This window comes from Xanthobacter nonsaccharivorans, assembly GCF_043194755.2.
In the GTDB taxonomy this organism is placed as follows: Bacteria; Pseudomonadota; Alphaproteobacteria; order Rhizobiales; family Xanthobacteraceae; genus Xanthobacter; species Xanthobacter autotrophicus_G.
In genome coordinates this window covers 1869971-1895889 of sequence record NZ_CM195526.1, presented here as the reverse complement: position 1 = coordinate 1895889, position 25919 = coordinate 1869971, and the positions used below count along the sequence as shown (strand labels likewise).

Genomic DNA, 25919 nt, shown 5'->3' with positions numbered 1-25919 from the left:
GATGATTGATCGCACCTTGATCGGGCTCCAGATGGAGCCCTTCACGGTGGTGGCGGAGCCGGGACGTCTGCGCTTCTTCGCGCGGACCATCGGCGAGACCGACCCCGTCTATACCGACGATGCCGCGGCACGGGCGGCGGGACATCCTGCCTTGCCCCTGCCGCCCACCTTCCTCTTCTCCATGGAGCTGGACGGGCCACGGCCCTTCGCCTTCTTCGAGCGGCTCGGGCTCGACTTCGCCCGGCTGCTGCACGGCGAGCAGGGCTTCTCCTATCATCGCGTGGCCCATGCGGGGGAGCCGCTGACCTTCCGCGCCCGCGTCGCCGACATCTTCGAGAAGAAGGGCGGCGCGCTGACCTTCGTGGTGCGGAAAACAGCGGTGACGGACGCCGCGGGCGCGCCTGTCGCCGATCTCGACACGGTCCTGATCGTGCCCGCCAGCGGGAAGGTTGCGCCATGAACCCGCTCCGCGACCTCCATCCCGGCGACGCGCTCGCGCCGCTCGAGCTGGCGCCGGTCACCCGCACCCACCTCGCCCTCTTCGCCGGTGCATCGGGCGATCATAACCCGATCCACCTCGACATCGACTTCGCCCACGCAGCAGGTCATCCCGACGTGTTCGCCCAGGGCATGCTGGTGATGGCGCAACTGGGCCGGCTTCTGACGGCAAGCGTCCCCGCGGGGGCCTTGCGATCGTTTTCCACCCGGTTCGTGGCCATCACCCGCGTTCACGACCAGCTCACCTGCCGCGCCATCGTCGCTTGGATCGAGGAGGTAAACGGCGAACGCCGTGCACGCCTCGACCTTTCCGTGACCGACCAGAACGGCGAGGTGAAGCTCGCCGGCAACGCCATCGTCGCTCTCCCCTACATTTGAAGGTCACGCAAGATATGACCAAGCTTTCAGGCAAGGCCGCCTACGTCACGGGGTCCGGCCGCGGTATCGGCCGCGCCACCGCCCTCAAGCTTGCCCGCGAGGGCGCACGAGTAGTGGTCAACGACCTCGACGCCGAACCGGCCGCGATGGTGGTGGAGGAGATCCGTGCCCTCGGGGGCGAGGCCGTTGCGGTAGTCGGCTCGGTCACCGAGGAAGGGTTCGCCGAACGGTTCATCCAGGCGGGCCTCGACGCGTTCGGCGACATCGACATCCTGGTCAACAACGCCGGCTATACTTGGGACTCCCTTATCGCCAAGATGTCCGATGCCCAGTTCGATGCCATGATCGACGTTCACCTTAAGGCGCCGTTCCGCATCCTGCGCGCCGCCGCCGAGCCCATCCGCACCCGAGTGGCGCGAGAGGTGGCGGAGGGCCGGACGGTGTACCGCAAGGTGGTCAATGTCTCCTCGGTGGCGGGGACCGGCGGCAATATCGGGCAGGCGAACTATTCTTCAGCGAAGTCCGGTGTGATCGGCCTCACCAAGGCGCTCTCCAAGGAATGGGGGCGGTTCAACGTCAACGTGAACTGCGTCGCCTTCGGCTATATCGAGACGCGCCTCACCGAAGCGGGCGACACCAAGAAGACCATCTCGGTGGAGGGACACGACGTGGCCGTTGGCGTCCCCGCCAACGTCGCCCAGGCTTTCAAGGGCATGATTCCACTCGGTCGCGCCGGCACGCCCGAGGATGCCGCCGACGGCATCTATCTCTTGTGCATCCCGGAATCCAACTATGTCAGCGGTCAGGTGGTGATCGTCGGCGGCGGCATGTCGTTCTGAGGGGTTAGAACATGCGCAACCGGCCCATTTGGTGGAACGAGGAGCTCTCCATCCTGGAGGAGAGCGTGACCCGCTTCTTCGAAGCCGAATACCTGCCCCACGAGGCGGAATGGGAGAAGGCCCGGGCGGTGCCCCGCGATTTCTGGCGGAAGGCCGGCGAGGCGGGGATCCTCGGCGTCTCCCTCCCGGAAGCCTATGGCGGGAGCGGCGGGGGCATCGAGCATGACGCGGTGGTGTTCGACGTGCTCGGCCGGCTGGGGATCACCGGCTTCGGCCTCCACGTGCACTTGATCGCGGCGCACTATGTGCTCGCCTTTGGCAGCAAGGAGCAGAAGGCACGCTGGCTGCCGAAGCTCGCCAGCGGAACCTTCATCGGCGCGATCGGCATGACGGAGCCGGGCACCGGCTCCGACCTGAAGGCGGTACGCACCCGCGCCGTGCGCGACGGCGACCACTACAGGCTCACCGGCTCCAAGATCTTCATCTCCAACGGCATCAACGCCGACTTCGTGGTGATGGTGACCAACACCGGCGGCACGGGGGCGAAGGGCGTCTCGCTGATCGGCGCCGAGACGTCCGATCTCGCAGGGTTCCGGCGCGGGCGCAACCTGGAGAAGGTCGGGCAGAAAGCCCAGGATACGGCCGAGCTGTTCTTCGATGACGCCCGCATTCCGGTTGCCAACCTCATCGGAGCCGAAGAGGGGCAGGGCTTTGCGCAGCTGATGGAGCAGCTTCCCTATGAGCGACTGATGATCGCCCTCGGCGCCATCGGCTTCATCGACCGCGCAGTGGACCTAGCCCGAGCCTACGCCAAGGAGCGCACCGCCTTCGGCAAGCCGATCATCAGCTTCCAGAACACCGCATTCCGCCTTGCGGAGGTGGCGACGGAGGCGCGGATCGGCAGGGTTTTCGTCGAGGATTGCGTGGCAAGGTTCGCCGCAGGACAGCTCGACGTGCCGACCGTCGCGATGGCGAAATGGTGGGCCACCGAGAAGCAATGCGAGATCGTTGATGCCTGCCTGCAGATATTCGGTGGTTACGGCTACATGCTCGAATATCCAATCGCCCGCCTGTGGGCGGACAGCCGGGTCCAGAAGATCTACGGCGGCACCAATGAGATCATGAAGGAATTGATCTCCCGCAGCCTCTAGCCCCTGTTCTCGTTTTCAAACTTCAGTGTCCCACAATCTGCGGCAAGCAGAGGGCTGACCCATCAGGAGGAACCCATGTCCGAGGAGACGACCCTGGCGGCAATGGCTGCTGCCGCTCGCGGCAACACCATCGCCGACGCCTTCCACCGCACCGCCCGCCGGAGCCCGGGCCGGATCGCCCTCAGCTTCGCCGACCGGGACTGGACCTTCGCCGAGCTCGACGCCGCGGTGGATCGCCTGGCGGGCTGCCTGATCGCCGCCGGTCTGCGCCACGGCGACCGGGTCGGGGCCTACGGCCGCAACTCGGACGCCTATATGTTGCTATGGCTCGCCTGCGCGCGCGCCGGCTTGGTCCACGTCCCGATCAACTACGCGCTGGTCGACCGCGAGTTGCGCTACATCGTGGAGCAATCGGGGGCCAGCGCGCTGATCGTCGATCCGGAGCTCGATGCCAAGGTGCGGGAGGCCATGGCCGGGCCCCTCCCCTTTACCCTGCTCGGAACCTTTGCCGGCGGGACCGGGTTTGATGTCCTCACGCTGGCCACGCAGCAGAGCGAGATCTTGCCCGTGGAAGGTCCAAGCTCCGCCGACGAGGTGGCCCAGCTGCTCTACACCTCGGGCACGACGGCTTCGCCGAAGGGCGCCATGCTGACCCACGCCGGCCTCATGGCGGAGTATGTGAGTTCGATCGTCGAGCTCGACTTCTCCCGCGACGATCGCGCGCTGGCCGCACTGCCGCTCTACCATTCCGCCCAGATGCACGCCTTCACCATGCCGCAGCTCCTGTTCGGCGCGATGACGGTCCTGATTGAAGCTCCTGCGCCAGAGCTCTGCCTCCAGCTGATCGAGGAGCGCGGGATCACGTCCTTTTTCGCGCCGCCGACCGTCTGGATCTCGCTGCTGCGCTCCCCGGACTTCGGCAAGCGGGATCTCTCCTCACTCAGGAATGTCTATTATGGCGCCTCGATCATGCCGGTTCCGGTGCTACAGGAGCTGCGCGCTCGTCTGCCGGGCATGCGCTCCTATAATTGCTACGGCCAGAGCGAGATCGGCCCCCTCGCCTCGGTGCTGAGGCCCGAGGACAGCGAAGGGCGGCCCGCCTCAATCGGACGGCCTGTGTTCAATGTGGCGACCCGCATTGTGGATGCCCAGATGCGCGATGTGCCGCCCGGCGTCCAGGGCGAGATCGTCCATCGCTCGCCTCAGCTGATGATTGGCTACTGGGGCAAGCCGGAGGAGACCCGAGAGGCCTTCGCCGGCGGCTGGTTTCACTCCGGAGATGTCGGCGTTTACGACGAGGAGGGCTTCATCACCATCGTCGACCGCATCAAGGATGTCATCAAGACCGGTGGCACGATGGTGGCCAGTCGTGAGGTGGAAGAAGCGCTGTTCACGCACCCGGCCGTTTTTGAGGTCGCGGTGATCGGGTTGCCCGACCCCAAATGGATCGAAGCCGTTACCGCCGTGGTCGTACTTCGCGACGGCGAGCAAATTGACGAGGCAGAACTTCTGAGACATGCCCGCACTTTACTCGCCCCATTCAAGCTTCCAAAAAGAATTATTTTCCGATCTGATTTGCCGAGAAATACCGCTGGCAAATTATTGAAAAGAAAATTGAGAGATACATACAATGTATTATAACATGTATATTTGAGATTTTTAGCTACGCACGGTGCTACGACGACCGCTGAGTTATTAGCCTGGAGGCTATGCTGAGTGTTGGCTTAGATAGCTTGGGGCCATTCAGCTCTGTGAGCGCGAGGGGATGGATTATGACGTTGTGGTGGTTGGCGCCGGGCCTGCCGGGCTTGCCACCGCCATCCGCCTGAAGCAGCAGGCGGCGGAGCGCGGCTCCGACGTCTCCGTGGTGGTGGTGGAGAAGGGCTCGGAAGTCGGGGCCCACATCCTCTCCGGCGCCGTCATCGATCCGGTCGGCCTCGACGCCCGCGTGCCCGGCCTGCGGGAGGAGGCAGATACCCCCCTCTCCGTTCAGGTCACCGACGGCGCCTTCTATCTGCTCGGCCCCGCCGGCGGCTTCCGCCTGCCCAATTTCGCCATGCCGCCGCTGATGAACAACCACGGCAATTTCGTCGGCTCGCTCGGCAACGTCTGCCGCTTCCTGGCGCAGAAGGCCGAGGCGCTGGAGCGGAACAGAACAGAACAGAACCCCGCGGTCGCGGCCCCGGTCATCACGGCAAGCCCCTTGACCGCAGCCAGCTCATCGATTTCGCCGAGTTCCGCGGCGCGTACATCTCGCCCCAGGAGCAGCTGGCGCCGATGGAGGACCTCCAGCGCGTCGTGCTTGACCGGCTCGCCAGCTTCGCCAGCGGCAACTGACACGGGCGCCCTTCCTAGGCGCGGCGCACAGCCCCTCTCGCCCGACGAACACGCCCAAGCCTCCATCAGCCCGCACCGCTTCTTTAGTGCGTCGCTGCGCCGGTACGCCACCTCGTTGGCATCCACCTTCTCGTTACGGCAGGGCGATCCCCAAGGGGCGCCCCTTCGGATGAGCCGACGACTCCGATCGCAAACGGTGGCGACTTTCCGCCGTGGCGATTCGGCGGCGGCTCAGCCCCAGAACACAAAAGGGCCGCCTTGCGGCGACCCTTTCGAGACCCCTGAAGTTCAAGGGCATTTTGGTTGCGGGGGTAGGATTTGAACCTACGACCTTCAGGTTATGAGCCTGACGAGCTACCGGGCTGCTCCACCCCGCGTCAGAGCCAAACGTTGAGCCAGCAAAGTGGCCGTCGGCGAGGCGTATGTAGCAACCCCCGCCGGTGATTGAAAGGGCGTGGCCAGAAAAAAGTCTCCCGCCGCTTCCGCCTGTGGACGAAGCCACCCGACGCTCGCCCGAAACCCTTGCGCGGCAACGCCGAAAGAGCCTCCGCGCCCGGCGCAGCCCTGCCCCCCGCATGTCAGCCGGAGGCGGCATCGTCCGGCTTTGCGGTATTTTTTTCCGCCCCGACGGTCTTCCGGGCGGCCGCGCGGGCGTTGTTCTCCAGCTTGCGCGCCTCCCGGCCCGCCCGCCCCTCCTCCAGGGCGGTGATGGCGCCGTGGAGCGTCGCAAGGTCCTGGCGGGTCAGGCCGAGACGGTGGAAGATATTGCGCAGGTTGCGGATGGTGGACGGCGCCTTCTCCGGCGACCGGAAAAAGCCGGACACGTCCAGCGCCGTCTCCAGATGGTCGAAGAACGCGAAGAGATCCCCCTTGTCGGCCAGCGGCGAGCGATCCGGCGGCGCGAAGGGAAGCGCCCCCTCGCTTTCCGCCTTGAACCACTCATAGGCGCTCACCGCCACGCAGGTGCCGAGGTTGAGGGAAGCGAAGGCCGGGTTCACCGGCAGGGTAAGGATGGCGTCGCAGAGCGAAACCTCCTCCGTATAAAGCCCCGTGCGCTCGCGGCCGAAGACGAGGGCCACCTCCTCCCCTTGCGCAAGGCGGGAGCGCGCCTCGGCCGCCGCGCCGTCCGCGCCCACCACGGGCTTGGCCATGCCGCGCTCGCGGGCGGTGGCGGCGAAGGCGAAGTTGACGCCCGCCAGGGCGGAGCGCAGATCCGGATAAAGCGTGGCATCGGCGAGGATGCGGTCGGCCCCGGCGCTGAACACGCGCGCCTTCTCATTGGGCCAGCCCTCGCGCGGATTGACGATGCGCAGCCGCGAAAGGCCGAAATTGCCCATGGCGCGCGCGGCCGAGCCGATATTCTCGCCGAGCTGCGGCTCCACCAGGATGACGAGCGGCCCGCCGGCCGCCCAAGGCTTCGTGCTGTCGGTACCCGAACCCGGCATGGTTTCTCCCGTTTCAGGGGCTGTCTCGCACGAGTGGCTGCGACAAGTCGAGAGCCGGCTGCTTTTGAGAAACGATCTCACGGCTTCGACGAAGGTTGCGGCTTTTGCAGCGCATGGCCCCGGTGCTATAGCGGCGGTGTCGAGGCTCCGGTGCGCGCCGCGCGCGGCGGAGCCTTCATCTCATTCCACAAGGCTCTCAGAGCAGTCCCGAAAGGCCGTTCCATGGCGAAGATCAAGGTGGCAAATCCGGTCGTCGAGCTCGACGGCGACGAGATGACCCGGATCATCTGGCAGTACATCAAGGACAAGCTGATCCATCCTTATCTCGACATCGACCTCGAATATTACGACCTCTCCGTCGAGAACCGGGACGCCACCAACGATCAGGTCACCATCGCCGCCGCGGAAGCCATCAAGAAGCACGGCGTGGGCGTGAAATGCGCCACCATCACGCCGGACGAGGCCCGCGTGAAGGAATTCAACCTCAAGGAAATGTGGAAGTCGCCCAACGGCACCATCCGCAACATCCTCGGCGGCGTGATCTTCCGCGAGCCGATCATCTGCAAGAACGTGCCGCGCCTGGTGCCGGGCTGGACCCAGCCCATCGTGGTCGGCCGCCACGCCTTCGGCGACCAGTATCGCGCCACCGACTTCAAGGTGCCGGGCAAGGGCACGCTGACCATCTCCTTCGTCGGCGAGGACGGCACCAAGATCGAGAAGGAAGTGTACAAGTTCCCGGGCGCCGGCGTCGCGCTCGCCATGTACAACCTTGATGAGTCGATCCGCGAGTTCGCCCGGGCCTCGCTCAACTACGGCCTGCTGCGCAACTACCCGGTCTATCTCTCCACGAAGAACACGATCCTGAAGGCCTATGACGGCCGCTTCAAGGACATCTTCCAGGAGGTGTACGAGGCCGAGTTCAAGGCCGAGTTCGACAAGCGCGGCCTCACCTACGAGCACCGCCTCATCGACGACATGGTCGCCTCGGCGCTCAAGTGGTCCGGCGGCTATGTCTGGGCCTGCAAGAACTATGACGGCGACGTGCAGTCCGACATCGTGGCCCAGGGCTTCGGCTCGCTCGGCCTGATGACCTCCGTGCTGATGACGCCCGATGGCAAGACGGTGGAAGCGGAAGCCGCCCACGGCACCGTGACCCGCCACTATCGCGAGCACCAGAAGGGCAAGGAGACCTCCACCAACTCCATCGCCTCCATCTTCGCCTGGACCCGCGGCCTGTCCCACCGCGCCAAGCTCGATGGCAACGAGGAACTCGCCAAGTTCGCCGCGACCCTGGAGAAGGTGTGCGTGGACACGGTCGAGGCCGGCGACATGACCAAGGACCTCGCCCTGCTCGTGGGTGCCGACCAGAAGTGGCTCTCCACCACCGGCTTCCTCGACAAGGTCTCCGAGAACCTCAGCAAGGCCATCGCCGCCTGAGGCGACCGGCCGCTGGATGCGAAAAGGAAAGGGGCCGCCTGCGCGGCCCCTTTTTCATGGGTGCCGCCTTTACCGCCATGGGCCTCGGTTTCCGGCCTACGCCGGGGCGGGCTCGACCCGAGGCCGGTGCTTCAGGCGCGATGACCGTAGAGGGAAGGCTCAGCCTTCCTCGTTCCGACGGGCCGCCGCCACGAGCCGCCGCACCACGCCGGGATGGCGGGCGGTGAGCATGTGCAGCTCGTTCTCCTCGATGGCGAGGATCTTCGTCTTCGCCAGGGCACGCACCGGCGCCGCCAGGGCGCCCTCCGCCCCCGGGACGAGGCCGAAGACATCGCCCGGCCCCAGCACCACCGGGCCGTCCGGCGTCTCCGTCTCCACACGCCCCTCCAGCACCACGAACAGGTGTTCCGCCACGGCCCCCCGCCGCACCACCTGGTGGCCCCGATCAAAGCTCCTCGAGTTGAGCAGGGGCAACAGGTCCCCCAGTTCCGGTGCGCCCAGCTCGGAGAAGGGCCGCAGGCGTGAGAGCATGGAGAAGGTGACGACGAAATTGTGCTTCGAGATCACCTCCGAGAAGGAGCTGGAGATGATGGCGATGGGCAGCGCCAGCATGACCAGGCCCGAGACCATGGTGACCGCCCCGATGATGCGGCCGACGGTGGTGATCGGCACCACGTCGCCGTACCCCACAGTGGTCAGCGTGGCCATGGCCCACCACATGGAGGCCGGGATGGAGCCGAAGCTCACCGGCTGCGCCGCCCGTTCCGCGAGATACATGGCCGTCGCCGCCATCAGTACCCCGGCGCACAGGATGAGGAAGCAGGAGACAAGCGCATAGCGCTCGCGCTTCACCGCCAGATACAGCGCGTTGAAGCCCGAGGAATAACGCGCCAGCTTCAGGAAGCGCAGCAGGCGCAGCACCATCACCGCATGGAAGTCGTGCTCGTGCACGAGGGCAAAGAAAAGCGGCAGGATGGCGAGGAAGTCGATGATCGCGCCCGGAGTTACCGCATAGCGCAGCCGCGCAGCCCCCGCCGAGAGCCCCCGGCGCAGCGGATGCTCCGGAGCAACCCACAGGCGCGCCACGTACTCCACGATGAAGATGCCGAGCGCGATGTGCTCCCCGACCGTGAACCACCATTGGTCGCGGATCTCCAGCGACTGGACGGTGGCCAGCACCGCCCCGATCACCGAGAGGAGGATGGTGGCGATGAGGAAGTAATGGACAGCGTCCGCCACTTGGTCGCCGGGCAGGTCCCGCTCCAGGATGTCGAAGGCCCGGCGCCTGGCCTTGAGAAGCGTCACGACCTCATCCCCCCTCCTCCGCGCGACCGCGCTCGATCTCCTGCCGCACCCGCTCCCGCGCGAGAGCAACGCGGCGCGCCACCGTCTCCTCCGGCAGCCCCAGCATGCCGAGAAGCTGGGCAGCCAGCTGGAGGCTCGCCTCCGTCGCCTCCGGAATGGCTCCCACCACGCCCAGGGCGGAAAGGCGGCGGGCATGCTCCGCATCCTTGGCTCGGGCGATGACGACGGTTCCCTCCCAATGCAGGCGCACCGCGGCAACCATCCGCTCCGCTGCGCTCGGGGCATCGAGCGTCACCACGAAAGCCCGCGCGCCCTCCGCACCCAGCCGCTCCAAAATCTCCGCGCGCCCGGCATCGCCGAAATACACGGGCCGTCCGGCGGCCCGCTCCTGCGCCACACGGCGCGGATCGTTGTCCACCGCGACGAACGGCACGCCTTCCTCTTCCAGCACATGGGCCACCATGCGCCCCACGCGGCCGAAGCCGCCGATGACCACATGGCCTTCCGCCGCCAGCCCTCCCGCGGCGGCGAGCTCCCCATGGTCCCTCTCGTCCAGCCGGCGGCCGACGGCCAACCCCAGCCGCGCGAGCAGCGGCGTCGCCGCGAGGCTCAGGCCCACCACCGCCACGAGCGCTCCCGCATCTGCCGCCGTCAGCACGCCGCGGCCCGAAAGCAGGCCCAGCACCACGAAGGCGAACTCGCCCGTCTGGGCCAGAAGGATGGCCATTTCCGCCGCCGCCGGCTTGCCAACGCCCATGAGCCGCGCCGCAAGAAAGGAGAAGGCAGTCTTCAGCACGATCAGAAGCACCGTCGCCCCCAGCACCAGCGGCAGCCGCGCCAGGAGGGAGGAGAAATCAACGCCCATGCCAACGGTGACGAAGAACACGCCGATGAGCAGGCCCTTGAAGGGCTCGAGATCCACCTCGATCTGATGGCGGTAGGCCGTCTCCGACAGCATCATGCCCGAAAGAAAGGCGCCGAGCGCCGCGGAGAGCCCAGCGGCATGGGTCAGGGCCGAGGAGCCCACCACCACCACCAGCGTGATGGCCATGATGAGCTCGCGCGAGCGCGTGGACGCCGCTGCCGCCACCAGCGGGGCCAGCACGAAGCGTCCGGCCACGAGGATCGCCACGACCGCACCCGCCGCCTTTCCGAGCGCGGTGAGTGCCAGCAGCGCCACATTGCCGCCCTCCCCCGCAAGCAGCTCCGCCGCCAGCAGAATGGGGGCCACCATGAGGTCCTGAAACAGAAGGACGGCGATGACCAACTGGCCGAAGGAGCTCAAAGAGCGGCGCTCATCCACCAGAAGCTGGCTCACCACGGCCGTGGATGACAGCGCCAGCGAGAAGCCAATGACCAGGGCGAGGCCCGCCGCATAACTGGTCGCCATCGTCGCGGCGAGGGCCAGGACCGCGCCGCAGAGCAGCACCTGCAGGCAGCCGACCCCGAACACCTCCCGCCGGAGCGCCCACAGGCGCAAAGCGGAGAACTCCAGCCCCAGCAGGAACAGCAGGAACACCACGCCAAGCTCGCCGAAGGGCGCCGCGCGCTCGGGACTCGAGATGGTGACGAAGCGAATGGCGGGCACGCGTTCCGCCAATTGGCCCAAGCCATGGGGCCCGAGCAGCGCGCCGATGACAATGAACCCCACAACCGCGCCGATGCGCGCGCGATGGAACAGCGGCACGAGCACCCCGGCCGCGAGGAGATAGACGAACCCATCCTTGAGGACGGTGTCGGTCACTCCTCGCTCCCCCTCTCGCTCACCGTATTCTCCCGCCGCATCGCAGCACCTGCCCGGCGCATCCGTCTCGCCTGCCGCGGCGCGGACCGCCACATGCCAGGGCATACGCGGACATCATGAGTCAAAGCTCCCCGCCCGGCGCATTCATGGCGACGAAAATGAACGAACGACACGTCCCATGGAAAACAACGTCCTGGCGAAAGCCACCCCAAGCGCGAACATGATATCTGCCTCGCCAGACTGGCCCTTTGAATCACCGGCCGCAGCCGGCAGATAAAGGCAACGACAAGAATGCCGCCGAAAGGCCAGTCTCGGGAAATCGGTCCGACCGCGCACACCCCATCCGGACCTTTCCGACGGGCGCGCGTTGCTCCCCGGAGAGCTGACGAAAACCTCATGCCGACGCTGGCATCGACGGTTGGCACCGGAGGTCCCCGCGTCGCTTCGGTGCATTCGGCAGACCGGTCGGAGCCCTGCCCGCGCCAGTTCGCCAAAGCCTCCGCGGCACCGTCCTTCGCCCCGTGTCTCCTTATCCGACCGGACGAACCACCAGCGCGCCTCAGCCTGCGAGCCCGGCCTCGACTGCCGCCAGCGCCGCCTCTGCCTTGTCCCCATCCGGACCACCCGCCTGGGCCATGTCCGGACGGCCGCCGCCGCCTTTGCCGCCCAGGGCCTCGGCACCGCGACGCACCAGCGCCACCGCATCGAACCGCGGGGTGAGATCGGCCGTGACGCCCACCACGATGCCCGCCTTGCCGTCTGGCGTCACGCCGACGATCGCCACCACGCCGGAGCCGATCTGCTTTTTGCCCTCGTCCACCAGCGCCTTGAGATCCTTGATCTCGATGCCCTCCACCTGACGGGCGAGCAGTTTCACGTCACCAACCGAGCGCACCGCATCCACGCCGCCCTGGCTGCCGCCGCCCATGGCGAGCTTCTTGCGCGCGTCGGCGAGCTCGCGCTCGAGCTTCCGCCGCTCCTCCACCAACGCGGCGACCCGCGCCTCGACCTCGCTCACCGAAGTCTTCAGCGTCGCGGCGGAGGCGGCAAGCGCGGCCGAGGCCGTATTCAGGTGATGCCGGGCGGCGTTGGCCGTCAACGCCTCGATACGCCTCACGCCGGAGGCGACCGCCCCCTCGGACACCACCGAAATAATGCCGATATCGCCGGTGCGCTTCACATGGGTACCGCCACAGAGCTCCACGGAGTAAGGCGCGCCATTCCCATCGTCCATACCCATGGAGACGACGCGCACCTCCTCGCCATACTTCTCGCCGAACAGCGCGCGCGCACCGGAGGAGATGGCATCGTCCACCGCCATGATCCGCGTCTCGACGGGCTCGTTGCGCAGCACGAAGCGGTTGGCGATCTCCTCCACCGCGACGACTTCAGCGTGGCTGAGAGGCTTCGGATGGGAGAAGTCGAACCGCAGCCGGTCGGGAGCCACCAGAGACCCCTTCTGGGCCACGTGGTCCCCAAGCACGCGCCGCAGCGCCTCGTGCAGCAGATGGGTCGCGGAATGATTGGCACGCACCGCGGCCCGCCGTGCGTGGTCCACCTCAAGCACCAGAGCCGTGCCAGGCTTCAAGGTGCCCGCCTCGACCTTCACGTCGTGGATGAAGAGGTCGCCAAGCTTCTTCTGCGTCGCGCGCACCTCCACCACGATGCCGCCTTCTCCGACGAGCCGACCGGTATCGCCCACCTGACCACCCGACTCACCATAGAACGGCGTCTGGTTCAGCAGTACGAGCCCCGTCTCGCCGGCGGTAAGGACGTCCACTTCGGCGCCGTCGCGCACCAAGGCGGTCACGACGCCTTCCGCCTTTTCCGCGTCGTAACCGAGGAAGTCGGTGGCCCCGACCCTGTCGCGCAGGGAGAACCAGAGCGCATCGGTCGCCGCCTCACCGGATCCCGCCCAGTTGGCCCGGGCCTCAGCCTTCTGCCGCGCCATGGCGACCTCGAAGGCCGAGGTGTCCACGGTGATGCCACGGGCCCGCAAGGCGTCCTGGGTCAGGTCGAGCGGAAAACCGAAGGTGTCGTAGAGCTTGAAGGCTACTTCGCCGGAGAATTGCGCGCCGGAAGTCAGCTCCGCGCTCTCTTCCTCGAGGATGGACAGGCCACGCTCCAGCGTGCGGCGGAAGCGCGTCTCCTCAAGCAGCAGCGTCTCTTCTGCAAGAGCCTCGGCGCGCACGATTTCCGGATAGGCGCGGCCCATCTCCCGCACCAGCACCGGCACGAGGCGGTGCATCAGCGGATCCTTCGAGCCGAGCAATTGGGCATGGCGCATGGCGCGGCGCATGATGCGGCGCAGCACATAGCCACGACCTTCGTTGGACGGCAGCACACCGTCCGCGGTGAGGAACACCGACGCGCGCAAATGGTCGGCGATGACGCGATGGCTTGCCATCTGCGGGCCGTCCGGATCCACCGAGGTGAGTTCGGCCACCTCGGCGATGAGGGCGCGCATCAGGTCGGTGTCATAATTGTTGTGCACGCCCTGCAGCACCGCGGACACGCGCTCAAGGCCCATGCCCGTATCGATGGAGGGGCGGGGAAGCCCCACCCGCTCGCCGCCCGGCAGTTGCTCGAACTGCATGAAGACGAGGTTCCAGATCTCAATGAAGCGATCGCCGTCGGCATCGGGGGAGCCCGGAGGACCGCCGGCGACGTTCGGGCCATGGTCAAAGAAGATTTCTGAGCAGGGACCGCAAGGGCCGGTATCGCCCATGGACCAGAAATTGTCGGAGGTGGGAATGCGGATGATCTTGTCGTCGGAAAGGCCGGCGATCTTCTTCCACAGGCCGTAGGCTTCGTCGTCCTCGCTGTAGACGGTGACGACCAGGCGATCGCGCGGCAGGTCGAAGGTGCGGGTGACGAGGTTCCAGGCGAGCTCGATGGCCCGGTCCTTGAAATAGTCGCCGAAGGAGAAGTTCCCCAGCATCTCGAAAAACGTGTGGTGCCGCGCGGTGTAGCCCACATTGTCGAGATCGTTGTGCTTGCCGCCGGCGCGCACGCACTTCTGAGACGTCACCGCACGCGAATAGGGCCGCTTCTCGACGCCGGTGAAGACGTTCTTGAACTGCACCATGCCCGCGTTGGTGAACATGAGCGTGGGGTCGTTGTGCGGCACCAGGGGCGAAGAGGCGACCGCCTCGTGGCCTTCCTTGACGAAGTAGTCGATGAAGCTCGACCGGATCTCGTTGACGCCGCTCATGTGCCGGCCACTATCCCTCGACGCCGGCCCGGATGCGGGAACCGGCTCTGGTGATCACCCCACGCCGACGCGATCCCTTAAGGGCGCGCCCCCGCGGTTCCGGTAGAGGCCATTGCCTCCAACCGGAACCGGGTTCGTTTAGCGAGGGGCCCCACGCTTGTCCAGAAACGCCTTGCGATGGGAGCGTTGAACATGTCGCCCAGAATGCAGGCCGCGACGGATCTCAGGCGTCCGCCTCGCTGCCCTCCGCATCTTCTTCCGGCGTACCGGCGAGGATCTGCTCGGCGATGAGCCCCGCGTTCTGGCGAATGGCCGCCTCGATCCGGTTGGCAACCTCCTGGTTCTGCTTCAGGAAGGTCTTGGCATTCTCGCGCCCTTGGCCGAGGCGCTGGCTGTCGTGGGAGAACCAGGCGCCGGATTTCTCCACAACCCCGGCCCGCACGCCGAGATCGAGCAGCTCGCCCGTCTTGGACACGCCCTCGCCATACATGATGTCGAACTCCACCTGCTTGAAAGGCGGCGCGAGCTTGTTCTTCACCACCTTGACGCGGGTCTGGTTGCCCACCACCTCGTCACGTTCCTTGATCGCGCCGATACGACGGATGTCGAGGCGGACCGAGGCGTAGAATTTCAGAGCGTTGCCGCCCGTGGTGGTCTCCGGCGAGCCATACATCACACCGATCTTCATGCGGATCTGGTTGATGAAGATCACCATGGTGTTGGACTTGGAGATGGACGCCGTGAGCTTGCGCAGCGCCTGGCTCATGAGGCGCGCCTGCAGGCCGGGCTGGTTATCGCCCATCTCGCCATCGAGCTCGGCGCGTGGCGTGAGCGCCGCCACCGAATCGACCACCAGCACGTCGATGGCACCGGAGCGCACGAGCGTATCGGCGATTTCCAGCGCCTGCTCGCCCGCGTCGGGCTGGGAGATGAGCAGGTCATCCAGGTTAACGCCGAGCTTGCGGGCGTAGACCGGGTCGAGCGCATGCTCCGCGTCGATGAAGGCACAGGTGCCTCCACGCTTCTGCGATTCGGCCACCGTGTGGAGCGCCAGCGTGGTCTTGCCAGAGGATTCGGGGCCGTAGATCTCGACCACACGCCCCTTTGGCAACCCCCCGATGCCGAGCGCAATGTCGAGCCCGAGGGAGCCAGTGGGAATGCTCTCGATCTCCAAGGCCTTGCCGCCCTTGCCGAGCCGCATGATCGAGCCCTTGCCGAAATGCCGCTCGATCTGGGCGAGCGCGGCGTCGAGCGCCTTGGTCTTGTCCATGGAAGAACCTTCGACGAGTCGGAGTGTCGCCTGAGTCATCGCCGCGCTCCGGTGCTGGCGCAAGGGGAAATGAGTGCGTTGACTATGTACTCTTTTTGTTCCATGTTCGCAATATGTTCTCAAGACGCCCTCCCAAGGCGCCCAAAGTCGGAAGAGCAGAATGGGAGCACGTTCGCCGCAAGGCGGTTTTCCGGCACGCTGCAGGCGGCAGAACGGGGGTAGGCTGCTCGTTTTCCATGCACATGTTTATGGAAACGGGCCTCTGGTTTTCCGCGTCGGAAGGGATGTTCGACACGGGGGGGGGCGAGGCTGAAGGGCCCTGCAAGCCCCTGTGCCCAGGCGGATCTCGGGAAAGAAGGGGCCGGTGGGCCGACCCTCCGTTTACACCCATGCGCTCCGCCGCTATTTTCCGCGGCCCTCAGCCGGAGAAGTATGAGCCATGCGCGCGGAACTCGCCGCGAAGGTCGACGAGATCAGACAGTCCCTGGACCTCCTGCGGTCCCACCTCGACGTGGGCCGCGCGCGGCGGCGTCTGGCGGAGCTCAACGCGATCGTGGAGGACCCGACCCTCTGGGACGAGCCCGAGCGCGCGCAGAAGATCATGCAGGAGCGCACAACGCTGGAAGACAGCCTCGGTGCCATCGACCGGGTGGAACAGGACCTCGCCGACAATGTCGAGCTGATCGAGCTCGGCGAGGGCGAAGGCGATGAAGGCGTGATCGCAGAAGCCGCGGCCTCCCTGGACGGACTTAAGGCGGAGCTGGCGCGGCGCGAGCTGGAGGCGCTGCTGTCCGGTGAAGCCGATTCCAACGACAGCTATCTCGAGGTCCACGCCGGGGCCGGCGGCACCGACAGCCAGGACTGGGCGGAGATGCTGCTGCGCATGTATCGCCGCTGGTGCGAGCGGCACGGCTTCAAGGTGGAGCTGATGGACGAATCCCAGGGGGAGCAGGCCGGGCTCAAGTCCGCCACCATCCAGGTGAAGGGTCACAACGCCTATGGCTGGCTGAAGACGGAGGCGGGGGTGCATCGTCTCGTGCGCATCTCCCCGTTCGATTCCAATGCCCGGCGGCAGACCTCGTTCGCCTCGGTCGACGTCTATCCGGTGGTGGACGACCGCATCGTGGTGGACATCAAGGAAGCCGACGTGCGGGTGGACACCATGCGCTCGGGCGGCGCCGGCGGCCAGCACGTGAACAAGACGGAATCGGCGGTGCGCCTCACCCACATTCCCACCGGCATCGCCGTGGTGAGCGAGGGCGACCGCTCGCAGCACAAGAACCGCGCCACCGCCTGGAACATGCTGCGCGCCAAGCTCTACGACCTGGAGCTGAAGAAGCGCGAGGCGGAAGCCATGGCCGAGCAGGCCGCCAAGACCGACATCGGCTGGGGGCACCAGATCCGCTCCTACGTGCTCCAGCCCTACCAGCTGGTGAAGGACCTGCGCACCGGCGTTACCTCCGGCACGCCGCAGGAAGTGCTGGACGGCGACCTCGACCCCTTCATGCAGGCGGCGCTGGCCCAGCGCGCCTATGGCGGCGGGCCGGACAGCGTGGAGGACGTGGACTGAGGGATGGGCGCCATCATCGGTGTCCAAAACCTTGGGGACCCGCGTGGTCATCGCTCCCGTCCGCGCCGCATCCGGGGGGACTTCACGGGGCCGCGCCCGGAATCCGGGCCGGGGGGAGCGGGGCCATTGGTCCCAAGGTGCCGGATGCCGCTCGCCGTAGGGATTGAAGATGGCCTCCGCCCCCATCGGGACGAGACCGCGCCGAAGCAATTGGCCGGCTTCCCGCCGGAACTCCCCGAGGCCTTCAACCCGTCCCCCGTGCCCTTCCGGCACCTTCCCGGGCACGAAATATCTTTGAGCCGGCAGCAGTTTGCGTCATCCTGAACGGCCCGGACTGTCCCGAGGCGGCCGACCCCGGCCTCGGGCAAAACGGAGCCGTCGCATGACGCATACCGGATTGTCCTCGCCACGCCCTCGGCTTGTGGGGGCCGCTCGCGCACTGAAGTTCGGCCTCGGCCTCCTGGCCGGCCTCGCCGTCGCGCTGCTCCTGCCCCGCGTCGCCAGCACCCACGAGTGGTATCCGGCCTATTGCTGCTCCGGGCAGGATTGCTACGAGATCACGCAGGAGGACGTGGAGTTCATCGGCCAAGGCTATTTCATCAAGGCGACGGGCGAATATTTCCCACGCGACACTGTGCCGGAGAGCCCGGACGGCAAGTTCCACCGCTGTTCTTTGGGCGGCAGGCGCGAGGGACGGACGCTTTGCCTGTTCGCACCGGCGCCGGCATTCTGAGGCCCGCGACCGTACCACGCCGGCACGGCATCAGTTCCGTCCGGTTTTCGCGCGAAACTGGCGCGCAATTTGCTTGGGAAGGCACACGACCCCCGTTCGGGTCGGGGAGGTGTCGTCCCATGACCGAGCTTTTCGCCATCTGTGCCACCTATGAGATCGACGACGGCGATGCCCGCGGCTTCGTGCTCGCCCGGCTGGATGACGATGGCAACAAGAAGCCGTGGCCGATCCTGATCACGCGCCAAGCCAACAATTTCCACGGCTTCGAGAACGCCTGCCCGCACGAAGGCGCCCGGCTCGACACCTATCCGGGGGAGTTTTTCGACAAAGAGGGCAACTTCCTCACCTGCGGCCGGCACGGGGCGAAGTTCGATCCCGACACCGGCGCCTGCTTCATCGGCCCCTGCAAGGGCAAGGCGCTCACCCCCATCCAGATCGTCATTGACGACGGCGACGTCTGCCTCCTCGACGTCCCGCTCGCCGAGGAGGACGGGCTCGACGTGGAGGACCCCAACGAGATGCCGGAAGTGCTGATCACGGGGGATTGAGGCGCGCCGCTCAGCCCCAACGAAAGGCGGCCAGATCGGGTGCTAGAAATGCAAATGCCCGGGCCAAGCCCGGGCATCCATGATCGAATGGTAAGCTGTGGCGTGCGCTGCCGTCTCAGCTGCAGCCCGTCGTGCCGCCGCAGGTGTCGCACTTCAGGCAGGTGCCGTTGCGCACCAAAGTGAAGTTCATGCACTCGGGGCAGGCCTCGCCCTCGTAGCCCTTGGCGCGGGCCTCGGCCCGGGCTTCCGCCTTGCGGGCGGTGGCGGACCAGGGCAGCGACTTCTCCATCAGGCTTTCCACCGCCGCTTCCAGCTGCTCCACCTCGGGCGTTGCCTCCGGCAGTTCCACCTCGGTCTTCAGCGCGGTGGCGCCGAATGTGGAGGCGCGCAGCACCGTCACGTTGTCGGTGGCGGCGCGGGGCTCGGTCGGCACCGGCTGCGGCGCCAGGAGGTTCACCGTCTTGCCGCGCACCAGACCCTTGGAGACGACGCGGTTGGCCGGGTTCGGCGCCTTGCCCTCGTCCACGCCCTTGCCGAGCGCGTCGAAGCCGGTGTCGTGGGGGTCCACATGGCCGAGGTCGCTGCGGCCGAGATAGCTCACCGCCAGCTCGCGGAACACATAGTCCAGCATGGAGGTGGCGTACTTGATGGTGTCGTTGCCCTGCACCGGGCCCGCTGGCTCGAAGCGGGTGAAGGTGAAGGCGTCCACATACTCCTCGAGCGGCACGCCGTACTGCAGGCCGAGCGAGATGGCGATGGCGAAGTTGTTGAGGAGCGAGCGGAGCGCCGCGCCCTCCTTGTGCATGTCGATGAAGATCTCGCCGAGGCGGCCGTCATCATATTCGCCGGTGCGCAGATACACCTTGTGGCCACCCACCACCGCCTTCTGGGTGTAGCCCTTGCGGCGGTCGGGCATCTTCTCCCGCTCGCGCACCCGGTGCTCGACGATGCGCTCCACCACCCGCTCGACGATCTTCTCGGTCACGGTGGCGGTGCGGGCCGCGTTCGGCTGGGCGACCAGGGCCTCCACCGCGTCGTCCTCTTCCTCGTCGTCCGCCACCAGCTGGGCGTTGAGGGGCTGGGAGAGCTTGGAGCCGTCGCGATAGAGGGCATTGGCCTTCAGCGCGAGGCGCCAGGAGAGCAGGTACGCCGCCTTGCAATCCTCGACGCTCGCCTCGTTGGGCATGTTGATGGTCTTGGAGATGGCGCCCGAGATGAAGGGCTGGGCCGCCGCCATCATGCGGATGTGGCTCTCCACCGAGAGGTAGCGCTTGCCGAGCCGGCCGCACGGGGAGGCGCAGTCGAACACGGGCAGGTGCTTGTCCTTCAGGTGCGGAGCACCTTCCAGCGTCATGGCGCCACAAACATGGACGTTCGCCGCCTCGATGTCGGCCTTCGAGAAGCCGAGGAAGGAGAGCAGGTCGAATTTCGGATCGGCGAGCTGGGCCGCGGGAACCTTCAGCGCGCTGGCCAGGAACTCCTCGCCGAACGTCCAGCGGTTGAAGGCAAACTTGATGTCGAACGCCGTCTTCACCGCCGCCTCGGCCTTGGCGATGGCGGCATCGTCGAAGCCCTTGGCGCGGAGCGTCGAGTGGTTGATGGCCGGGGCCTGGGCGAGGGAGCCGTGGCCCACCGCATAGGCCTCGATCTCGGCAATCTCCGCCTCGCCATAGCCGAGTGCGCGCAGCGCCTCGGGCACGGCGCGGTTGATGATCTTGAAGTAGCCGCCACCGGCGAGCTTCTTGAACTTCACCAGCGCGAAGTCGGGCTCGATGCCGGTGGTGTCGCAGTCCATCACCAGGCCGATGGTGCCGGTGGGGGCGATCACCGAGACCTGGGCGTTGCGGTAGCCGTGCTGCTCGCCGAGCGCCAGCGCCTTGTCCCAGGCGGCGGTGGCGTGAGCGATGAGGCGCATGTCGGGGCACGACACGTGGTCGAGCGGAACGGGAGCCACCGACAGGTCCTCATAGCCATCGGCGAGGCCATGGGCGGCGCGGCGATGGTTGCGGATCACCCGCAGCATGGACTGGGCGTTGGCGCCATAGGCCGGGAAGGTGCCGAGCTCCTTCGCCATCTCGGCGGAGGTGGCGTAGCACACGCCGGTCATGATGGCCGAGAGCGCGCCGCAGATGGCGCGGCCCTGGGGCGAGTCATAGGAGATGCCGCTCGACATGAGCAGGCCGCCGATGTTCGCATAGCCGAGGCCCAGCGTGCGGTACTCGTAGGACAGCTCGGCAATGCGGCGCGAGGGGAACTGCGCCATCAGCACGGAGATTTCCAGCACCACGGTCCACAGCCGCACGGCGTGCTCGTAGCTCTCCACGTCGAAGCGCTTCTCGGCGTCGCGGAACTGGAGGAGGTTCAGCGAGGCGAGATTGCAGGCCGTGTCGTCGAGGAACATGTATTCCGAGCACGGGTTGGACGCCCGGATCTCGCCGCCCGCCGGGCAGGTGTGCCAGTCGTTCACCGTGGTGTGGAACTGGATGCCGGGGTCGGCGCAGTGCCAGGCGGCGGAGCCGATCTTCTCCCACAGCTCGCGGGCCTTCACCGTCTTGGCCACCTTGCCGTCGGTGCGGCGGATAAGGTCCCAGTCCTCGTCCGCCTCCACCGCGCGCAGGAAGTCATCGGTGACGCGCACGGAATTGTTGGAGTTCTGGCCGGCGACCGTGATGTAGGCCTCGCCGTCCCAGTCCGTGTCGTAGATGGCGACGTCGATGTCCTTGTAGCCCTGGCGGGCATACTGGATCACCCGGCGGATGGCGGCATCGGCGATGGCGGCCTTGCGGGCGGCCTTGATCTCGCGCTTCAGCGCCGGATTCTTCTCCGGGTCGAAGCAGTCGTCGCCATTGCCCTCGCAATTCACGCAGGCCTTGAGAATGGCCTTGAGGTGCTTGGCGTTGAGCTTGGAGCCGGTGACGAGGGAGGAGACCTTCTGCTCCTCGATCACCTTCCAGTCCACATAGGCCTCGATGTCCGGATGGTCCGCGTCGACCACCACCATCTTGGCGGCGCGGCGCGTGGTGCCGCCGGACTTGATGGCGCCCGCGGCCCGGTCGCCGATCTTGAGGAAGCTCATGAGGCCGGAGGAGCGGCCGCCGCCCGACAGGCGCTCGCCCTCGCCGCGCAGCGCGGAGAAGTTGGAGCCGGTGCCCGAGCCGTACTTGAACAGGCGCGCCTCGCGCACCCACAGGTCCATGATGCCGCCCTCGTTCACGAGGTCGTCGCCCACGGACTGGATGAAGCAGGCATGCGGCTGGGGATGCTCGTAAGCCGAGGTGGAGGCCATGAGCTCGCCGGTCTGGTAGTCCACGTAGAAGTGGCCCTGCCCCGGTCCATCGATGCCATAGGCCCAGAACAGGCCGGTGTTGAACCACTGGGGCGAATTGGGCGCGGCCATCTGCATGGCGAGCATGTAGCGATGCTCGTCATAGAAGGCCTGGGCGTCGGCCTCGCTGTCGAAATAGCCGCCCTTCCAGCCCCAATAGGTCCAGGTGCCGGCGAGACGGTCGAACACCTGCTGGGCGGTGGTCTCGCCCACATGGCGCTCCTTCGCCGGCAGGTCGGCCAGGGCCGCCTCGTCCGCCACCGAGCGCCACAGGAAGGAGGGAACGGAATGCTCCTCCACCTTCTTCAGGCGCGCGGGCACGCCGGCCTTGCGGAAGTACTTCTGCGCAAGGATGTCGCTCGCCACCTGCGAGAACTGCGCGGGAACCTGGATGCCCTCCTGGCGGAAGACCACCGAGCCGTCCGGGTTCCTGATCTCGCTCACGGTCTCGCGGAACGGAATGTCCGCGTAAGGGGAACGACCCTCTTGCGTGTAGCGGCGTTCGACGCGCATGACCGGTGCTCCTTCGGGCTCGGCCCCGCCTGGGCCGATCAGTTTAGCAGATAAAACGAAAGTCGTGACGGCCCGGCAGGCACGGCACAGCGCGCCGCGCCCCGGCGGTTCGTAAGCGGCTATTCAGGAAGCGCGACCGGCATCTGCCGACCCCCAACATGTGGAGACGCCCGTCGCTCAGGTCCGGAACGCTAGAGCGAGTCTGGCCCATGGGTCAAACCTGATTTTGCCACCATTTGGGGGGCTCCGCCCCACCTTCATACTATATATGGTGGCAGCCGCGACGTTAACAATTCCCTAACGAGCCTTGGCCGCGCTCGATTTTCGCGGCTTCGTGACAAGCCCGGATGAGCGCGGGCACTATTGGTAGGTCTTCACCATCATCCACAGGATGGCATCCCCCCAGGGACGGCCCGGCCGGAAGGGGCATGCATGCAGCACATGGCCCCCTTGCGCGATGCTGCGGCGCACACGCTGGCCAACGGCGGCGCAATATTCTATCCCGTCGACCAGCCTTCTGGCGCGCCGGACCCTACTGCCCCGCTCCGACGCGATAGAATATTTCCGGAGCATCCCTGAAGCCTTTCCTCCTGGCTTGCCCGGTTCTCAAAGCGGGGCATTCCACGACTGAAAGTCCAGGGTATGTCGTCCACCACAGTCGTCGGCTCCGCCGACGCCCCAGCCGCCATCAATCCGCGCTCACGCGTCATCCTCGCGAGCCTCGTGGGCACCACCATCGAGTTCTACGATTTCTACGTCTACGCCACCGCGGCGGTGCTGGTGTTCCCGCACCTGTTCTTCCCGGTTGGCAACGACACCACCGCGCTCCTCGCCTCCTTCGCGGTGTTCGGCGCGGCCATGGTGGCCCGGCCGCTCGGCGCCATCTTCTTCGGCCACCTCGGCGACAAGAAGGGCCGCAAGATCACCCTGGTGGGCGCGCTGCTCACCATGGGCATCGCCACCTTCCTCATCGGCGCGCTGCCCACCTTCCAGACCGCCGGCTGGCTCGCGCCCTTCCTGCTGGTGGTGCTGCGGCTCGCCCAGGGCTTCGCGCTCGGCGGCGAGTGGAGCGGCGCGGCGCTCGTGGCCACCGAGAACGCGCCCCACGGCAAGCGGGCCGTCTACGGGACCTTCCCGCAGCTCGGCGCGCCCATCGGCTTCATCATCGCCAACGGCCTGTTCCTGATCATCGCCGCGCTGATGCCTTCCGCCGACCCGTCCCGCCCCTCGGATGCCTTCCTGGCCTGGGGCTGGCGCCTGCCGTTCCTGTTCTCGGCGGTCATGGTGATCGTCGGCCTGTGGGTGCGGCTCAACCTCGTGGAGAGCGCCGCCTTCGCGAAGACGGTGAAGAGCGGCAAGGTGCAGAAGCTGCCACTGGCGGCGGCCTTCAGGAGCCACTGGCGCGAGCTGGTCCTCGGCACCTTCTACATGCTCGCCACCTACGTGCTCTTCTACCTGATGACCACCTTCTCCCTGAGCTACGGCCGCGCCCCCGCCACCGCCGCCGTGCCCGGCCTCGGCTATGATTACCGCACCTTCGTGCTGATGATGATCGTGGGCGTGGTGTTCTTCGGCATCTTCACCATGGCGTCCGGCCCCTGGGCCGACCGCTGGGGCCGCCGGCGCACGCTCATCGCCATCACCACCGCGATCGCCGTGTTCGGCCTCCTGTGGGTGCCCATCCTCTCCGCCGGCCCTGCGGGCGTGATGGCCTGGCTCATCATCGGCTTCTCGCTGATGGGCCTCACCTTCGGCCCCATGGGCGCGCTGCTGCCGGAGCTGTTCCCGGCCAACGTGCGCTACACGGGCTCGGGCATCTCCTACAACGTGTCGTCGATCCTCGGCGCGGCGGTGGCGCCCTTCATCGCCGTCGCCCTGTGGAGCTATGGCGCCGGCAGCCCGTTCTGGGTGGGCGTCTACCTCTCCGTCATGTCCGTGCTCACGCTGATCGCGCTGATCCTCGGCAAGGAGACGCGGGACGTGGACATCAACCACTGATGCCACCGCCCGTCCGGCCCCCGATGCCGGACGGGCTTGCCAAACCCACCGAAGGGGAGTGAACCTCCAGCGGCTCGGCCGCGTAGGAGGTCGGTCATGACGACATCCCCTTCCCTGCTCTGGTTCCGCGACGACCTGCGCCTCGCGGATAATCCGGCATTCACCGCCCTCGCCGAGGCCGGAGCGCCCATCGCCGGCCTCTATGTACTCGACGAGGACAGCCCCGGGGTGCGTCCTCTCGGCGGCGCGGCGCGATGGTGGCTCGCCCAATCGTTGCGCGCACTCGAGGCCGCCCTCTCCCGCCGTCGCATTCCGCTGATCCTGCGGCGGGGGCCGGCAACCCGCGTGGTGCCGGATGTCGCGGCTGCACTCGGCGCCGCGACCATCGCCTTCAACGACCGCGCCGGCGAGGCGGAAGGCAAGGTGGACCACGGCGTCGCCGCCCGCCTCGCGGCGGAACAGCGTCGGGTGTTGCGCTTCTGCGCCCATCTGCTCTACCCGCCGGGCAGCGTGAAGGGCGCGAGCGGGCGCATGCCACGCACCTTCTCCGCCTTCCAGCGGGCGGCGCTGAAGGGGCGCGACCTCGCCCCTCCCCTCCCCGTGCCGGCAACCCTCTCGGGTGCCACCCACCCGCCACCGGGCGACACGCTGAAGGACTGGGAGCTGGAGCCCATCCGCCCCGACTGGGCCGGCGGCCTGCGCACCACCTGGGATGCCGGGGAGGACGCGGCGCTCTCGCGGCTGTCCGCCTTCATCGCCGACGGCCTTGCCGGCTACCGCGACGGGCGGGACCTGCCAGCGGAAAACCACGTCTCCCGCCTTTCGCCCTATCTGCGCTTCGGCGGAATCTCGCCCCGGCAGGCGCGCGCCGCCATCCGCCACGCGGCGGACGCGGGCGAGATTCCCGAGGCCGATGCGGAGAAGTTCGAGGCCGAGCTCACCTGGCGCGAATTCTCCTACCACCTCCTCGCCGAGGATCCGCAGATTGCCAGCCGCAACATCCAGCCGTCGTTCGACACCTTTCCCTGGCGCGAGTGCCCGGGGGAGCTGAAGGCCTGGCAAAAGGGCCGCACCGGCTATCCCCTCATCGATGCCGGCCTGCGCCAGCTGTGGCAGACGGGATGGATGCACAACCGGGTGCGCATGGCGGTGGCCTCCTTCCTCACCAAGCACCTGCTCATCGACTGGCGGGAGGGCGAGGCGTGGTTCTGGGACACGCTGGTGGACGCGGACCCGGCCAGCAACCCCGCCTCCTGGCAGTGGGTGGCTGGCTCGGGGCTCGATGCCGCGCCCTATTTCCGCATCTTCAATCCGGTGACCCAGGGCGAGAAGTTCGACCCCGAGGGGGCCTATGTGCGCACCTATGTCCCCGAGCTCGCCAAGCTTCCCGCGCGCGTCATCCACAGTCCGTGGACGGCGGACGCCGCCACCCTCGCGGCCGCAGGCGTGCGGCTCGGTGCCACCTATCCGCGTCCCATCGTGGATCATGCGGCGGCGCGGGCGCGAGCCCTGCGCGCCTTCGAATCCACAAAGAAAACCTGAGGTTTCTCATATTGATGCAACGAAGGCTGTTGAGTAGGGTGCCTTCACATTCATTGAAGGCTTGATCCCCCC

General features: G+C 67.0%; 17 protein-coding genes, 1 tRNA gene and 1 pseudogene. 12 read left to right on the top strand and 7 right to left on the bottom strand.

Features of this window, described 5'->3' with window-relative positions; all coding sequences use genetic code 11:
• The first annotated feature begins 1 nt into the window (after position 1).
• The 6 genes and pseudogenes from V5F59_RS08655 to V5F59_RS08630 all read left to right on the top strand — a co-directional run.
• Positions 2-460 (top strand): FAS1-like dehydratase domain-containing protein, encoded by a 459-nt coding sequence (locus V5F59_RS08655; RefSeq protein ID WP_509211208.1) that lies wholly within the window; start codon positions 2-4, stop codon positions 458-460.
• On the top strand, positions 457-876 hold the full coding sequence (locus V5F59_RS08650) for a MaoC/PaaZ C-terminal domain-containing protein (RefSeq protein ID WP_509211207.1): 420 nt from the start codon (positions 457-459) through the stop codon (positions 874-876). The genes V5F59_RS08655 and V5F59_RS08650 overlap by 4 nt, the downstream gene beginning before the upstream one ends.
• Before the next feature lie 14 nt (positions 877-890).
• Positions 891-1715 (top strand): SDR family NAD(P)-dependent oxidoreductase, encoded by an 825-nt coding sequence (locus V5F59_RS08645; protein ID WP_509211206.1) that lies wholly within the window; start codon positions 891-893, stop codon positions 1713-1715.
• Positions 1716-1726: 11 nt separating this feature from the next.
• On the top strand, positions 1727-2866 hold the full coding sequence (locus V5F59_RS08640; protein ID WP_509211205.1) for an acyl-CoA dehydrogenase family protein: 1140 nt from the start codon (positions 1727-1729) through the stop codon (positions 2864-2866).
• A gap of 75 nt (positions 2867-2941) precedes the next feature.
• Complete coding sequence (locus tag V5F59_RS08635) at positions 2942-4507, top strand: fatty acyl-CoA synthetase (RefSeq protein WP_509211204.1); 1566 nt, start codon at positions 2942-2944, stop codon at positions 4505-4507.
• Between the two features lie 124 nt (positions 4508-4631).
• Positions 4632-5009: pseudogene (locus tag V5F59_RS08630) on the top strand (NAD(P)/FAD-dependent oxidoreductase); the annotation flags it as partial.
• Positions 5010-5503: 494 nt separating this feature from the next.
• Here V5F59_RS08630 and V5F59_RS08625 read toward each other — a convergent pair.
• Positions 5504-5580 (bottom strand) — tRNA-Met (locus V5F59_RS08625).
• A gap of 201 nt (positions 5581-5781) precedes the next feature.
• A complete protein-coding gene (locus V5F59_RS08620) occupies positions 5782-6648 on the bottom strand; it encodes an RNA methyltransferase (RefSeq protein ID WP_393981972.1) in 867 nt (288 codons plus the stop codon).
• A gap of 222 nt (positions 6649-6870) precedes the next feature.
• On the opposite strand from V5F59_RS08620, the gene V5F59_RS08615 reads away from it, so the two are divergent.
• A complete protein-coding gene (locus V5F59_RS08615) occupies positions 6871-8085 on the top strand; it encodes an NADP-dependent isocitrate dehydrogenase (protein WP_393981973.1) in 1215 nt (404 codons plus the stop codon).
• Between the two features lie 159 nt (positions 8086-8244).
• Here the strand turns inward: V5F59_RS08615 and V5F59_RS08610 are convergent, their stop codons facing one another.
• The 4 genes from V5F59_RS08610 to recA form a co-directional block, all read right to left on the bottom strand.
• Positions 8245-9390: a cyclic nucleotide-gated ion channel gene (locus V5F59_RS08610; RefSeq protein ID WP_393981974.1), complete on the bottom strand. Its 1146-nt coding sequence runs from the start codon at positions 9388-9390 to the stop codon at positions 8245-8247.
• Between the two features lie 4 nt (positions 9391-9394).
• Entirely contained in the window at positions 9395-11134 is a 1740-nt protein-coding gene (locus V5F59_RS08605; protein ID WP_393981975.1) for a cation:proton antiporter domain-containing protein, read from the bottom strand.
• A 559-nt stretch (positions 11135-11693) separates the two neighbouring features.
• Positions 11694-14348: an alanine--tRNA ligase gene (gene alaS, locus V5F59_RS08600; protein WP_393981976.1), complete on the bottom strand. Its 2655-nt coding sequence runs from the start codon at positions 14346-14348 to the stop codon at positions 11694-11696.
• 223 nt (positions 14349-14571) lie between these two features.
• On the bottom strand, positions 14572-15657 hold the full coding sequence (gene recA / locus V5F59_RS08595) for a recombinase RecA (RefSeq protein ID WP_393981977.1): 1086 nt from the start codon (positions 15655-15657) through the stop codon (positions 14572-14574).
• Between the two features lie 400 nt (positions 15658-16057).
• On the opposite strand from recA, the gene prfB reads away from it, so the two are divergent.
• The 3 genes from prfB (at position 16058) to V5F59_RS08580 (ending at position 18469) form a co-directional block, all read left to right on the top strand.
• Positions 16058-17188: a peptide chain release factor 2 gene (prfB, locus tag V5F59_RS08590; protein ID WP_393981978.1), complete on the top strand. Its 1131-nt coding sequence runs from the start codon at positions 16058-16060 to the stop codon at positions 17186-17188.
• A 382-nt stretch (positions 17189-17570) separates the two neighbouring features.
• Positions 17571-17921 carry a hypothetical protein gene (locus V5F59_RS08585; protein ID WP_393981979.1) on the top strand — a complete coding sequence of 117 codons (351 nt, stop codon included), beginning with the start codon at positions 17571-17573 and terminating at the stop codon, positions 17919-17921.
• A 119-nt stretch (positions 17922-18040) separates the two neighbouring features.
• A complete protein-coding gene (locus V5F59_RS08580) occupies positions 18041-18469 on the top strand; it encodes a Rieske (2Fe-2S) protein (RefSeq protein WP_393981980.1) in 429 nt (142 codons plus the stop codon).
• Between the two features lie 115 nt (positions 18470-18584).
• Here V5F59_RS08580 and V5F59_RS08575 read toward each other — a convergent pair whose 3' ends face one another.
• Positions 18585-22307: a vitamin B12-dependent ribonucleotide reductase gene (locus tag V5F59_RS08575; RefSeq protein ID WP_393981981.1), complete on the bottom strand. Its 3723-nt coding sequence runs from the start codon at positions 22305-22307 to the stop codon at positions 18585-18587.
• A gap of 642 nt (positions 22308-22949) precedes the next feature.
• On the opposite strand from V5F59_RS08575, the gene V5F59_RS08570 reads away from it, so the two are divergent.
• Positions 22950-24305, top strand: a complete 1356-nt coding sequence (locus V5F59_RS08570; RefSeq protein ID WP_393981982.1) for an MFS transporter — start codon at positions 22950-22952, stop codon at positions 24303-24305.
• Between the two features lie 96 nt (positions 24306-24401).
• A complete protein-coding gene (locus tag V5F59_RS08565; RefSeq protein WP_393981983.1) occupies positions 24402-25847 on the top strand; it encodes a cryptochrome/photolyase family protein in 1446 nt (481 codons plus the stop codon).
• Positions 25848-25919: the final 72 nt, after the last annotated feature.

Bases quoted from the DNA above. Each gene is read 5' to 3' on its own strand.
- V5F59_RS08655 (WP_509211208.1), top strand. From the start codon at position 2: ATGATTGATCGCACCTTGATCGGGCTCCAGATGGAGCCCTTCACGGTG.
- V5F59_RS08650 (WP_509211207.1), top strand. From the start codon at position 457: ATGAACCCGCTCCGCGACCTCCATCCCGGCGACGCGCTCGCGCCGCTC.
- V5F59_RS08645 (WP_509211206.1), top strand. From the start codon at position 891: ATGACCAAGCTTTCAGGCAAGGCCGCCTACGTCACGGGGTCCGGCCGC.
- V5F59_RS08640 (WP_509211205.1), top strand. From the start codon at position 1,727: ATGCGCAACCGGCCCATTTGGTGGAACGAGGAGCTCTCCATCCTGGAG.
- V5F59_RS08635 (WP_509211204.1), top strand. From the start codon at position 2,942: ATGTCCGAGGAGACGACCCTGGCGGCAATGGCTGCTGCCGCTCGCGGC.
- V5F59_RS08620 (WP_393981972.1), bottom strand. From the start codon at position 6,648: ATGCCGGGTTCGGGTACCGACAGCACGAAGCCTTGGGCGGCCGGCGGG.
- V5F59_RS08615 (WP_393981973.1), top strand. From the start codon at position 6,871: ATGGCGAAGATCAAGGTGGCAAATCCGGTCGTCGAGCTCGACGGCGAC.
- alaS (WP_393981976.1), bottom strand. From the start codon at position 14,348: ATGAGCGGCGTCAACGAGATCCGGTCGAGCTTCATCGACTACTTCGTC.
- recA (WP_393981977.1), bottom strand. From the start codon at position 15,657: ATGACTCAGGCGACACTCCGACTCGTCGAAGGTTCTTCCATGGACAAG.
- prfB (WP_393981978.1), top strand. From the start codon at position 16,058: ATGCGCGCGGAACTCGCCGCGAAGGTCGACGAGATCAGACAGTCCCTG.
- V5F59_RS08585 (WP_393981979.1), top strand. From the start codon at position 17,571: ATGACGCATACCGGATTGTCCTCGCCACGCCCTCGGCTTGTGGGGGCC.
- V5F59_RS08580 (WP_393981980.1), top strand. From the start codon at position 18,041: ATGACCGAGCTTTTCGCCATCTGTGCCACCTATGAGATCGACGACGGC.
- V5F59_RS08575 (WP_393981981.1), bottom strand. From the start codon at position 22,307: ATGCGCGTCGAACGCCGCTACACGCAAGAGGGTCGTTCCCCTTACGCG.
- V5F59_RS08570 (WP_393981982.1), top strand. From the start codon at position 22,950: ATGTCGTCCACCACAGTCGTCGGCTCCGCCGACGCCCCAGCCGCCATC.
- V5F59_RS08565 (WP_393981983.1), top strand. From the start codon at position 24,402: ATGACGACATCCCCTTCCCTGCTCTGGTTCCGCGACGACCTGCGCCTC.